Below are 12,369 nucleotides of genomic sequence, written 5' to 3'. Positions count from 1 at the left end.
CATGAATACAAAGAAAATTCAAGAAGCCGTGAAGATGATTATCGACGCAGTCGGTGAAGACGGAAGCCGTGAGGGCTTGCAAGAAACTCCAGAACGCATTGCCAAGATGTACCAAGAGATTTTTGCAGGTCTCAACCAAACTGCGGAAGTCCATCTATCAAAATCTTTTGAGATTGTGGACAATAATATGGTGGTGGAAAAGGATATCTTCTTCCACTCTATGTGCGAACACCATTTCTTGCCCTTCTATGGTAAGGTCCACATTGCCTATATCCCTAACGGGCGCGTAGCGGGCCTTTCTAAGCTAGCTCGGACGGTGGAAGTCTACGCCAAAAAACCTCAAATCCAGGAGCGCTTGACAGTGGAAATCGCGGATGCCTTGATGGAGTATCTGGGAGCGCAGGGAGCCCTTGTTTGGGTAGAGGCAGAGCACATGTGTATGAACATGCGTGGAGTGCGGAAACCAGGAACGGCTACTGTGACGACAGCGGCGCGTGGCTTGTTAGAGACAGATAAAGACCTGAAAAACGAAGCCTATAAACTGATGGGACACTAACCCCTAGATGAACTGAGGTGACTATCGTGGATCAATTACGGATCAAAGATTTGGAAATTTATGCCTATCATGGTGTTTTTTCCGCTGAAAAGGAATTGGGGCAGCGTTTTGTCCTGGATGTTTGTGTCGATTATGAGATGACAAAATCGGCGCGGACGGGTGATTTGACGGCTTCGATCCATTATGGAATCTTAGCTGAGCAACTGACAGACTGGCTTCAAGCTGAGAAGATCGATTTGATTGAGACAGTGGCTTTTCAGCTAGTGGAGAAGATTTTTGCGACCTATGAATTTGTCAGAAAGGTTCGACTCGAATTGAAAAAACCTTGGGCTCCAGTCCCTCTGCCTTTGGATACTTGTTCGGTCACGATTGAACGAGAAAAAAGACGGGCCTTTATTGGTTTGGGAACCAATATGGGCGATAAGGGACACCAGTTGGCAACAGCTGTATCCAAATTAGAAGAAAAGGGGCTCACTATTCTCCAAACCTCTTCTCAGATTGAGACAGCGCCTTGGGGAGGGGTCGAGCAAGATAGCTTCCTTAACCAAGTTGTAGAGGTCGAAAGCTGGTTTACGCCCCAAGATCTCATCGATACGCTACTCGGAATCGAACGAGAAATGGGCCGGGTCCGTGAGGTGAAATGGGGACCACGTGTCATCGATTTAGATCTCCTTTATATGGAGGATCTGATCCTCTATAGTACAGATTTGATTCTCCCACATCCTTATGTGGCAGAACGAGCATTTGTCCTAGAATCCTTAAATGAAATTGCTCCTTACTTTGTGGATCCTGTCCAAAGAAAACAGATCCGACAACTGTGGGAGACTGTGAAAGAAACAAAAGATACATAAACTGTTTCTTGATATAAAACAACCTAAGTGATGTTGAAAAGAAGCAAATGCTCCATATTATTAGGTTTATTCAAACATGTACAGGAACTTTCAGCGGTGAAAAAAGTGCTAGAAACAATAGTGTTTCTAGCACTCGGGAGTTTTGGAACCTTAGATCCAAAACTAAGTCATGGAACTTCTTCGAAGTTCGCTGACGTCCGTACTCACCTAAGGAAAGTTTCTAAGATTACTTTGTATTCAATCAGAGGTAGCTGATCCAAGGGTCAACTACCTTTTTTCACCTTGACAAGTTGTTTGAGCAGGACTATACTGAGCTTAACTAGACTAGGAGTGGAGGGGCTGATGAAATCTTATCTTGTAAAATGGTTGATCGCGATTGTCTTGGCTGTTCTTTTTCTTTGGGTGAGTTTGGAAACGGACTTACTTCCAAAAGAAGTGTATCCAATCCTCCTTGTCCTGATGCTGGTTGTGGGGCTCTATCTTTTTAAGGAAAAGTAATTCCCCATCCAACTAACATACGAAAAATCCCTTGGGTGCCAACTGTTTCGGGTACTCAAGGGATTTTTTGTATATGGAGCTAAGAGCAACGGTCTAGCCTTGGTTTTCTTTATTTGCGGTACAAGCGATCGTATTGGTAAACTGGATCCATGGTTACATGGATACCCAGTTTGCGAAGAACGTTCTTATCTTCGTCTGTCAACATCACTGTTGAATGAGCTTCGCTCCCTTTCAATCGACCTAATTCTTGCATGGCAAGATTAGCCTCTGGATGGTTCATGGCGGTAATGGCTAGGGCGATGAGGATTTCATTTGAATGGAGGCGAGGGTTGCGGCTGCCCAAGTGGTTGATCTTCAAGCCTTGGATTGGTTTCACATATTCTGGCTCAATCAACTTAGTTTCTTTATCAATATTGGCCAATTTCTTGATGGCGTTGATGAGAACAGCTGCCGTTGGACCAAATAAGTCAGAGGTCTTACCTGTCACGATTTCTCCATTTGGTAATTCGAGGGCCAAGGCAGGATCACCAGTCTCTTCTTCTTTTTGGCGGGCAAGGATGGTGACTTGGCGATCTTTTGGTGAAATACCTAAGTCGTTCATCAAGAGTTCAATTTTCTTAATAGCCCCACTGCCAACACGCTCCGCTTTCACATCCAGAATGGTTTGGTAGTAACGGCGGATAATTTCTTGCTTAGAGGCTTCAATCGCTGCGTCATTGTCCACGATGGCAAAGCCGACCATGTTCACTCCCATATCCGTTGGGGAAGCGTAAGGAGATTCTCCGAGGATGCGTTCCAACATCCGCTTCAAGACAGGGAAGATTTCGATATCTCGGTTGTAGTTGACCGTTGTTTCGCCATAGGTTTGGAGGTGGAAGGGGTCAATCATATTGACATCGTCTAGATCTGCTGTCGCTGCTTCATAGGCCAAATTCACTGGGTGGTGCAAAGGCAAGTTCCAAACTGGGAAAGTCTCAAACTTAGCATAACCGGATTTGATGCCATTCAGTTGGTCATGGTACATATTGGACATACAAGTAGCCAATTTACCAGAACCAGGACCAGGAGCTGTCACGACAACGAGATTGCGGCTAGTCTGAATATAGTCGTTTTTCCCCATTCCCTCAGGAGAAATGATGTGATCCATATCCGTTGGGTAGCCCTTGATTGGGTAGTGGAGGTAAGAGGCGATGCCATTCTTTTCCAACTGTTTACGAAAAACATCTGCGGCTGGTTGACCAGCATACTGAGTGATGACGACAGAACCAACATAGATGCCCAATTCGTTGAATTTATCGATCAAGCGAAAGACCTCTTGGTCATAAGAGATTCCTAGGTCACCACGCGCCTTTGAATGCTCAATGTTATTGGCATTAATAGCGATAACAATCTCCACTTGGTCACGAAGTTCTTGGAGAAGCTTAATTTTGTTATCTGGTTCATAACCAGGAAGGACACGTGCAGCGTGGAAATCTTCCAACATTTTTCCCCCAAACTCTAGGTAGAGCTTGCCATCAAATTGGTTGATGCGCTCGAGGATGTGATCACGTTGCAAATTCAAATACTTCTCGGAACTAAAAGCTTGTTTCTTCATTTAAACCTCCAATAAAGAAGCGAGGGTGATCTTTAGCGGTACTCCGCCTTTCATATAAGGAAAGGGGAGTACAAAAGAACACCCGTTGCAATATTCATTCAGTATTATATCAAAAAAACCCCCCAGATGGGGGTTTAAAACAATTATTTTGAGAAAAATATTAATAATTCTTAATTAAATCAACCGTTGAACGATCCAATTTTTGAACCAAGGCTTGAAGGAAGGCTTGGGCTTGAAGGAAGTCATCCATAGAGTAGAGGGTTTGGTGAGAGTGGATGTAGCGCGCGCAGACTCCGATGGTTGTAGATGGCACTCCACCACTTCGTAAGTGGGCCACTCCAGCATCCGTTCCGCCTTTTCCACAGTAGTATTGGTACTTGATACCCGCTTCTTCAGCAGTGGTTAGGAGGAAGTCCTTCATATTTGGCAACATGAGATGACCTGGGTCAAAGAAACGAAGGAGGGTACCCTCACCGATAGCTCCTTGGCCTCCGTAGACATCTGCAGCTGGAGAACAGTCAACAGCCAGGAAAATTTCTGGATCAAACTTGGTCACAGAAGTCCCTGCACCACGCAGTCCGACTTCTTCTTGGACAGTCGCTCCGACATAGAGTTCGTTTGCTAGGGCTTGTCCAGAAAGGGCTTGTGCCAATTCGCTGACCATCAAGACCCCATAACGGTTGTCCCAAGCTTTGGAAATGATGTTTTTCTGATTGGCTGTCAAGATTGCAGTGCTTTCAGGGACCAAGGTGTCGCCTGGACGGATCCCAAAGCTTTCTGCTTCTTCTTTGTTGGCAAAGCCACCATCGAATACAATATCCCCGATTGCTGGAAGTGTAGGACCGTTTGCGCCACGTGTCAAATGCGGGGGAACAGATCCGGAAATGACAGGATAAGACCGGCCATCGCGTGTCAAAAGGGTGAAACGTTGGCTGCTGACCACCATAGGGTTCCAACCACCGATTTCAACCACGCGGAAGGTGCCGTCTGCCTTGATCTCACTGACCATAAAGCCAACTTCATCCATATGGCCTGCGACCATGATGCGAGGAGCGTGAGCCGCTTCTGAGTGACGTACCCCAAAGATGCTTCCCAAGCCGTCTGTGACCACTTCATCCACATGTGGAGTGATCTGTTTGCGTAGATAATCGCGAACAGGCGCTTCGTGGCCAGAGATGGCAGGAAGTTCTGTTACTTCTTTGATTTTAGAAAATAAATCAGTCATAAGTTACCTTCTTTCTGATTGTTATTTTATCACTTTTTTAGTCGAGATGGTAGTGGCAGTTGAAGGGGATGAGAGCAGATCGTAATTGTTGGTAGCAGTATTCTCCTTTCGTTGTCCCAGCTTGTATTTTGTGTTACAATATGAGGTATGAAAGCTAAAAAAATCATTTTATCCAGCCTTGCAGCAGCTAGTGCAAGTGCTCTTGCCCTTGGGGCCTATAAAATTGCCAAAGATCAAAAACGTCTGCGGACGCAAGAAGAGTTAGTCGCAGAAGTCCGTGAGCAGATGGAGAATATGGGAAAGATTGCGACCCTTTATGTGGAACTCTATGAATCAAGCGAAGAACGTCTGGTAGGAGGGCTCGTATTTGAGGATGAGCGCCACTATCGCTTTGTCTATGAAGAAGGCCTTCTTCAGTATGAAGAGGAAAAACTATGATCATACCACAGTCTTTAGAGGAATTAGCCAGCTACGTCGAGCAAGAAGGAAAGAAGGTTTTCTTCTTTTCAGCGGATTGGTGTGGCGATTGCCGGTATATCCAGCCCTTTTTGCCAGAGATTGAAGCGGAATACCCTGAATTTACCTTCGTTTTGGTTGACCGAGACCAGTATCTAGACCTGGCTAAGCTTTGGGATATCTATGGCATTCCGAGTCTAGTGGTCCTAGACAAGGATCGGGAACTGGGTCGTTTCGTCAATCGCGACCGTAAAACCAAGGCTCAGATTTCAGAATTTTTAGCAGGATTGAAGTAGGAGAAAGAGAAAAAATGATTGTAACCTATAATAAAGAACAAGTCGGCGATGTCTTAATGCTTACCTTGAAAAACAGTGGGGATGCCAAATTAGCAGCAGAGCGCAAAGGCAAAGTAGCCCGTGTCTACCGTGAAGACAAGCAAGAAACAGTGGCCTGGAATATTTTTGAGGCTTCGACTTTCTTTGCACTTGATGGCAAGGGGCAAATTTTCTTGAGTGATGAGCAAGTTGCACGTCTCAATCAAGAATTGCAAGCGGAAGGATTTGCAGAAGTCTTGGTCAATGACAAGGAGCCTAAGTTTGTCGTGGGGCAAATCGTTGAAATGGTTGCTCATCCAGATAGTGACCACCTCAACATCTGCCAGGTGGCTGTCGGACCAGACAAGACGGTTCAGATCGTAGCAGGTGCGCCAAATGCGCGTGAAGGTCTCAAGACAATCGTGGCTCTACCAGGTGCGATGATGCCAGATGGAAGCTTGATTTTCCCAGGGGCCCTTCGTGGAGAAAAGAGCTTTGGGATGATGTGTAGCCCACGCGAATTGCACTTACCAAATGCTCCACAAAAACGTGGGATTATTGAATTGCAAGATACAGAAGAGGTGGGAACTCCATTTGACCCCACCCGTCACTGGCAAGGATAAGAGAGTGGGACAAAAGTCCTAACCTCTCAATTGTCTTTGGATTGTCGAGCAAGACGCAGTGGTTGAGTGGGCTCTACTACGCTGATTTCATCAGCTTTTACAGCCCTACTCAACTGTGCGGAGGTGGGACGACGAAATCGAATTCTAACGAATGACCGATTTCTGTCCCACTCTCTTTTTTATTTTTTCCTCAAATGGCTAAAAAACTACGAATTATATAAGTAGGAGGAAAAAATATGTACAATAAAGTAATTTTAATCGGGCGCCTTGTGGCAGACCCAGAGCTTCATAAGACCAATACAGACAAGTCCGTTGCCCGTGCAACTCTGGCTGTTAATCGGCGTTACAAGGATCAAAATGGCGAGCGGGAGGCGGACTTTATCACCCTAGTGGTCTGGGGGAAATTAGCAGAGACCCTTGTCTCCTATGCCAACAAGGGGAGCTTGCTCTCAGTAGATGGCGAGCTTCGAACCAGACGTTATGAGAAAAATGGGGCGACACAATATGTGACAGAAGTGCTCTGTCAAGGCTTCCAGCTCTTAGAAAGTCGCGCTCAACGAGCGATGCGGGCTAATGGAGCGGGAGGGGATCTAGCGGATCTCATCCTCGAAGAGGAAGAACTTCCATTTTAAAAGACGAAAACGGTGCAGTTGCTAAGCTGTGTCGTTTTTTCTTTTTCGAAAACTTCTCGCTGAAGTTGCAGGGAAAAGTTATCGTCTAGAAAGAGGAGTAAAACGCATTCATTTCCGTAAGACCTTCAAGCTCTTGGTAAAAAATGCTATAATAAAAGGTATTAAATGCGAACGAAAAGGTTTGATGTTGTAAAATAATTCGTTTTTAAGAGGAGAAGAGATGGGGTTGGAAGAGGGAACTGATCAAAAGAAACGCGATCGAGCGATGATCTATACGATATTTTTGAGCCTGGTTTTTGTGGTAGGGGTCATCTACTTGAATGCTAGTCAACTAAAGCCTGTGCGTGGTCAGATGCGGATTGGCGTGACCTACATGACCATGAACAATGAATTCTATCAAACACTTAATGCAGAAATTGAACGAGTGGCTGACGAAAAAGGGGACTTGCTTCTAGTTCGTAATCCAGAGTTAGACGAAGAAAAACAAAGTCAACAGATTGATTATTTTCGTCAACAAAAGGTCAATGTGATTGTGATTAATCCTGTAAAAGGAGATAGCCCTAAAATCATTGCTTCCTTAAAGAGAGCCCAACAGGCAGGGATTAAAATCATTGCAGTGGACAGTCAGCTCAGCCATTTCACGGTGGATGCCAGTGTGGTGTCGGATAATTACCAAGCAGGGGTCTTGGTAGCACAGCGCTTGATGAAGCAGAAAAAAGAGGCGAAAATCCTCCTCTTAGAGCATAAGGGGACGATATCGGCAGAGCAACGGATTCAAGGGTTCTTAGATACGATTCAGTCGGAACCTGCCTATCAGATTGTTGGGAGAGAAGAGACTCGTGGGCAAACGGAATTGGCCCTGCCAGCTGTTTCCCAGGTCATTCAGGACGGTCTTGCATTTGATGCTGTCGTGGCCTTAAATGATCGGGCAGCCATCGGAGCTTTAGCAGCGATTAAGGAAAATCAATTAGCTATGCCGATTTCTATTTATGGAATCGATGGCTCTCCGGATATGAAGGTTTTGCTTTCGACGACGGATGATATTGAAGGGACAGTTGCTCAATCTCCTCTTAAAATGGGAAGACAGGTGATGCAAGTGATTGAGTGCATGAGGACAGGTAAATCCTACAAGGAGCAATATAAGATCCCAGTAGAGATGATTGATAAGGATAATGTTGACCGATACGATGTCAACGGGTGGCAGTAATGACCAAGCTCCGTGGTATTCGTTATAGTTTGATTTTATTAAAAATCATTAATTTCATCGCCATTTTATTTAGCAGTTCGCTCTACCTACATGCGACCAATTACATCATTGCCAAGGGGCAAGGGTATCAATTATTGGAGCAATTAAGAGCAATACCGAGTTCACCAGCTCAGAATTTTTGGATCTCCATTCTTCTCTTTGGAGGGATTCTTCTCATTACCTTTTATCGGATGCGTCAAGGGACACAGGAGTGGTCAGTTTTTGACAAATGGAATATTCTAGAAATACTGCTGATGCTAGGTGTCATGATGGCCCTCAGCTTCTCCTACAATGGGATCATCCTCTTGGTATTTGCTGATATCTTTTACGGTTCCAAAGAGTTTAGTAGTTCCAAAGATAGGCGCTACTGGTTTGCCTTTATCCTTCTGAGTTTTATAGTCCTCCTTGTGACCAATTATGACATTCTTTCTCTAGTTGTGCAATTGCCTTCGCTAGATGCCTATATTGCCTTCTATCCTTCATCGATTCGGATGCTCATCCTATTCGCTAAAAATGCGCTAGCTTCTTTAAATATGGTTGTCTTTATTATTTCTCTTCTCTTTTACATTTTATCGGTAGTGGCAGAGCACCATCGGATTGAAAAAGAGTTAGAAATGGTTTCGCAGGTTAATACGGAATTAAATAGCTACATGGCCCTTTCGGAAAAGATTGCGGAGGATCGGGAGCGCAAGCGAATAGCACGGGAAATTCATGATACTCTGGGCCATGCCTTGACGGGTATTTCTGCAGGGATTGATGCAGTTGGGGTTTTGATTGATATTGACCCTGGTCGTGCCAAGACCCAGCTTCAATCGGTCTCTACGGTGGTACGAGATGGAATCAAGGACGTCCGGGGCTCTTTGAACAAGCTTCGGCCAGGTGCCTTGGAGGACCATACCTTGAGGGATGCGGTTTTGAAATTGGTTCACGAATACCAAGCTATTTCCAACTTACAAGTCGAGCTAACCTATGACTGGGATGATGTAGATCTGGATGTCATGGTGGAGGACACCGTCTTTCGAGTGATTCAGGAGTCCATGACCAATTCTGTCCGCCACGGTCATGCGACTCACATGCAGATTTCCTTTTTGCTGGAAGATGCCTATGTCATGATTCTCAAAGATAATGGGGTCGGCTTTGACCAACTACAGGTCGGCTATGGCTTGAAACAAATGCGAGAGCGGGTCTCTATCTTGGGAGGAAGGATAGAATTTGCCAATCGAAATGGATTTTATACACGAATTGAATTGCCCAAAGAAAAAGGAGGAAAGATCTTATGATCAAAGTAATGATTGCGGATGACCAAGCACTGATTCGCGAGTCGCTCCAAATTATTTTGTCTGCCCATCAAGATATTCAGGTGACTTCTGCAGTGGCGGACGGTCACGAAGTGCTAGAGCGAATCCCCCAAGATCGACCAGATGTCGTATTGATGGATATTCGTATGCCCAAGATGGATGGTGTGATGGCAACAAAAGAAGTCAAGGAACGCTTCCCTGAGGTTAAAATCATCATTCTGACCACCTTTGACGATGATGATTTCATCTTTCGTGCTTTGAAATATGGAGCTTCAGGGTATTTGCTTAAAGGGGCTTCAACAGAGGAGCTCTACCAAGCCATTCAAATTGTTTATCATGGGGGAGCCATGATAAACCCTAATATTGCTAGTAAGGTTTTTCAGATTTTTTCTCAGATGGCTCAGAGCAATTACACAATCTCCGTTTCTGAAGAATATGTGAGCGACTTATCCCTGACTGAATGGCGGATCATCCAGCAGGTTGGTTTTGGGGAGTCTAATAAGGAAATCGCAGCCAAACTTTTCCTGTCTGAGGGAACGATTCGGAATTACCTGTCAACAATTTTGTCTAAGTTGAACCTGCGGGATCGGACCCAGCTAGCTATTTGGTCTGTTCAAAAAGGTGTGACCACTAAGGATTTTGGAACAGAAAGTGATGGCCGATGAAGAAAAAACGTAAGATACGAGGTACCAGATTTTTTCTAGGGATCTTCTTGCTTCTTCTGCTTGCTGGAGGGATTTGGTGGGAGCGTCAGCCAAGGATTGTCCGTTTGGGGGTCTACGCAGGATCTAGCTGGGATGTACCCACCCAAACAGAAGAAAAAGTCTTGGACCAAGCGATTGCTCGTTTTGAAAAAACGCATCCAGGGATAAAGATTGTCTATGAAAGCGGGATTCCGAAGAATAAGTATGCGAACTGGTTAGCCAATCAGATCCTCCATGGACAGGAGCCAGATCTATATATGGTATCCAGTACAGAGTTGCCAGTGTTAGCGGCGCGTGGGGCGGTGGAAGATTTGACCCCCTTGATGGAAAAACAGGTCGATCCTTCTCATTTTTATCCAGTTGCTCTAGAAGCCGGCAAGTACAAGAATCGTCAATATGCCCTCCCATTTGAGAGCAATCCTGTTTTGATGTGTGTCAATAAGGATTTATTGGAAAAGGAAGGGATTGCTATTCCGAAAGAGGGGTGGACCTTGGAGGAATTTTATGCTATTTGTCAAAAAGTGACGAAGGATACGGATGGAGATGGGGAGCTAGATCAGTTTGGAAGTACAGATTATACTTGGCGAGAGGCCTTGGCAGCCTACGGGGGACAGCTGTTCCGCCAGGATAACATTAGTCTGACGAGTAAAGAAATGAAGCGCTCGCTCTATTTTGTCGAAAAACTTGAAGCTCTTCATGGGAACTTCAATGTCACTTCCAAGGATTTTGATGAAGGAAAGGTCGCTTTTTATCCGATGACCTTGGCCCAGTACAGAACTTATAAACCATATCCCTATCATGTTGCCAAGTATTCGAATTTCACTTGGACCTGTATCCCTATGCCCGGGGCTTCTGGCTCTACTCCATCAACCTTAGTGGAGACGTCCTTATTTGCTCTGTCTTCTCGGGCCAGTGCTAGCAAGGAGGCCAAGGAATTCATGGAATTTTTGACCCAGGACCAGCAGGTCCAGCAGGAGCTCTTTCGGCAGTCGCAGGGGACCTCTGTCCTCCCTTCGGTGGTCAATAGTTCGGAAAGTCGGGACCTCCTTAAAGCGGATGACTTTGGGTCCGACTCCCTGACGAATCGGACCCTGGACCGAATTATGAAAAAAGCTGTCCTAAGCACTCCTGGGAACCTGCCAACTGATATCTGGGATCGATTGGACTATCTCATTCATAATGCCCTTAAAGCAAAAGATATTGATAATCAATTGCCTCAAATTCAAAAGATTATTGAGGAAATGCTTCGGGAAAAGTTTCGTTAAGAAGAACTAGGCATCTGTCAAGTGACAGATGTCATTTTTTTATTGACAGATGTCAACTTTTCTTTGTGACAAATGACAATAGTAAAACGCTTTCAAAAGCAATACAATAAGGTCATCATAAAGGAGGCGAAAGGATGAAGTATCTGGTATTAGTCAGTCATGGTGGACTGGCAGAAGGTCTGAAAAGTTCACTGGCAATGTTTGCTGGGGATAAGATAGATCAGGTGATTGCGGTCGGACTGAAAGAAGGCAAATCGGTAGATGATTTTGCTCATGATTTTCGTCAGGCTCTAGCACCTTTGGCAGATGAGGACTCTGTCTTAGTTCTAGCGGACATTGTAGGTGGAAGTCCTTTGACAACAGCTGCAACGGTGCTAGAGGAGCAAGGAAAGCTGTCTAGAGCCTTGATCTTAGGTGGAATGAACTTGACCATGGCGCTGACAGCAGTTGTGATGAAGGACATGATGGAGGGGGCAGACTTAGCCCAAGTGATTTTATCCGAAGCTTCCACTGCCTTACAAGAATTTGCCCTTGCTTCAGTAGAGGGTGATGATGAAGAAGACGATGATATTTAATTTAGGGAGGTTAGAAAATGGTAGTATCATTTGTACGCATTGATGACCGTATGATCCACGGTCAAACAGTAACTCGATGGGCTAAAGAAAAGCCTTGTGATGGCTTAATCGCCGTCAACGACGCAGCAGCTTCCAATAAGGTCTTGATCCAAGCCTATAAAGGGGCTTCAGATAAGAAAACCTTTGTTTGGACCAAGGAAGCTTTCAAGGAAAAATCTGCAAAAGTAACTGAATCAGAAACTCGCTATTTCTTGATTACCAAGAACCCCATCGATATGAAAGAAATTTTGGTCGACCAAGGATTTGTTCCAGGGGATGTCAAAGAAATCATTGTCGGTCCTGCAAATGACCGTCCGGGTGCTGTGAAATTGGGGAACAACCAATCCATCACCCAGGAAGAAGCAGAAGCTATTGAAGCTATTCAGGCTGCTGGTTACAAGGTAAAATTCCAGTTGTTACCAGATGTGTCGATTGGTTACTGGGATGATTTTAAATCAAAATTCGGATTCTAGAAAGGGGAGCACATTCTAGC

Annotated in this window: 15 protein-coding genes; 13 read left to right on the top strand and 2 right to left on the bottom strand. The window is 45.0% G+C overall.

Annotation, left to right across the window (positions count from 1 at the left end; all coding sequences use genetic code 11):
• Position 1 precedes the first annotated feature (1 nt).
• The 3 genes from folE to DW930_RS10475 all read left to right on the top strand — a co-directional run bounded on the left by folE (position 2) and on the right by DW930_RS10475 (position 1,905).
• Complete coding sequence (gene folE / locus DW930_RS08885; protein WP_123159832.1) at positions 2-556, top strand: GTP cyclohydrolase I FolE; 555 nt, start codon at positions 2-4, stop codon at positions 554-556.
• Positions 557-582: 26 nt separating this feature from the next.
• Positions 583-1,407: a 2-amino-4-hydroxy-6-hydroxymethyldihydropteridine diphosphokinase gene (gene folK / locus DW930_RS08880; protein ID WP_023027571.1), complete on the top strand. Its 825-nt coding sequence runs from the start codon at positions 583-585 to the stop codon at positions 1,405-1,407.
• Positions 1,408-1,749: 342 nt separating this feature from the next.
• Positions 1,750-1,905, top strand: coding sequence for a hypothetical protein (locus DW930_RS10475; RefSeq protein ID WP_165851221.1), 156 nt, complete (start codon positions 1,750-1,752; stop codon positions 1,903-1,905).
• Positions 1,906-2,014: 109 nt separating this feature from the next.
• Here the strand turns inward: DW930_RS10475 and DW930_RS08875 are convergent, their stop codons facing one another.
• Both DW930_RS08875 and pepA read right to left on the bottom strand, forming a co-directional pair.
• Positions 2,015-3,499 (bottom strand): DUF1846 domain-containing protein, encoded by a 1,485-nt coding sequence (locus tag DW930_RS08875; RefSeq protein WP_023022085.1) that lies wholly within the window; start codon positions 3,497-3,499, stop codon positions 2,015-2,017.
• Positions 3,500-3,659: 160 nt separating this feature from the next.
• On the bottom strand, positions 3,660-4,724 hold the full coding sequence (pepA, locus tag DW930_RS08870; RefSeq protein ID WP_123159831.1) for a glutamyl aminopeptidase: 1,065 nt from the start codon (positions 4,722-4,724) through the stop codon (positions 3,660-3,662).
• 147 nt (positions 4,725-4,871) lie between these two features.
• On the opposite strand from pepA, the gene DW930_RS08865 reads away from it, so the two are divergent.
• The 10 genes from DW930_RS08865 (at position 4,872) to DW930_RS08815 (ending at position 12,349) form a co-directional block, all read left to right on the top strand.
• Positions 4,872-5,162, top strand: a complete 291-nt coding sequence (locus DW930_RS08865) for a DUF4651 domain-containing protein (protein ID WP_023022087.1) — start codon at positions 4,872-4,874, stop codon at positions 5,160-5,162.
• Positions 5,159-5,476, top strand: coding sequence for a thioredoxin family protein (locus DW930_RS08860; RefSeq protein ID WP_123159830.1), 318 nt, complete (start codon positions 5,159-5,161; stop codon positions 5,474-5,476). The genes DW930_RS08865 and DW930_RS08860 overlap by 4 nt, the downstream gene beginning before the upstream one ends.
• A 14-nt stretch (positions 5,477-5,490) precedes the next feature.
• Positions 5,491-6,117: a YtpR family tRNA-binding protein gene (gene ytpR / locus DW930_RS08855; RefSeq protein WP_123159829.1), complete on the top strand. Its 627-nt coding sequence runs from the start codon at positions 5,491-5,493 to the stop codon at positions 6,115-6,117.
• Positions 6,118-6,353: 236 nt separating this feature from the next.
• Positions 6,354-6,749: a single-stranded DNA-binding protein gene (locus DW930_RS08845; RefSeq protein ID WP_120701343.1), complete on the top strand. Its 396-nt coding sequence runs from the start codon at positions 6,354-6,356 to the stop codon at positions 6,747-6,749.
• Between the two features lie 220 nt (positions 6,750-6,969).
• A complete protein-coding gene (locus tag DW930_RS08840; protein WP_120701342.1) occupies positions 6,970-7,956 on the top strand; it encodes a substrate-binding domain-containing protein in 987 nt (328 codons plus the stop codon).
• Positions 7,956-9,275, top strand: a complete 1,320-nt coding sequence (locus DW930_RS08835) for a sensor histidine kinase (RefSeq protein ID WP_123159828.1) — start codon at positions 7,956-7,958, stop codon at positions 9,273-9,275. The genes DW930_RS08840 and DW930_RS08835 overlap by 1 nt, the downstream gene beginning before the upstream one ends.
• Complete coding sequence (locus DW930_RS08830) at positions 9,272-9,958, top strand: response regulator transcription factor (RefSeq protein ID WP_023022093.1); 687 nt, start codon at positions 9,272-9,274, stop codon at positions 9,956-9,958. The genes DW930_RS08835 and DW930_RS08830 overlap by 4 nt, the downstream gene beginning before the upstream one ends.
• The gene (locus tag DW930_RS08825) at positions 9,955-11,262 is read left to right on the top strand and encodes an extracellular solute-binding protein (protein ID WP_117744963.1); all 1,308 of its coding nucleotides are present in this window, start codon (positions 9,955-9,957) and stop codon (positions 11,260-11,262) included. The genes DW930_RS08830 and DW930_RS08825 overlap by 4 nt, the downstream gene beginning before the upstream one ends.
• Before the next feature lie 134 nt (positions 11,263-11,396).
• Positions 11,397-11,837, top strand: a complete 441-nt coding sequence (locus DW930_RS08820) for a PTS fructose transporter subunit IIA (RefSeq protein WP_023022095.1) — start codon at positions 11,397-11,399, stop codon at positions 11,835-11,837.
• A gap of 17 nt (positions 11,838-11,854) precedes the next feature.
• A complete protein-coding gene (locus DW930_RS08815) occupies positions 11,855-12,349 on the top strand; it encodes a PTS sugar transporter subunit IIB (protein ID WP_006595112.1) in 495 nt (164 codons plus the stop codon).
• The last annotated feature ends 20 nt before the right edge of the window (positions 12,350-12,369 follow it).

This window comes from Streptococcus sp. AM43-2AT (assembly GCF_003603405.1).
Taxonomy (GTDB): Bacteria; Bacillota; Bacilli; order Lactobacillales; family Streptococcaceae; genus Streptococcus; species Streptococcus ilei.
This window is presented reverse-complemented; position numbering and strand designations above follow the sequence as displayed.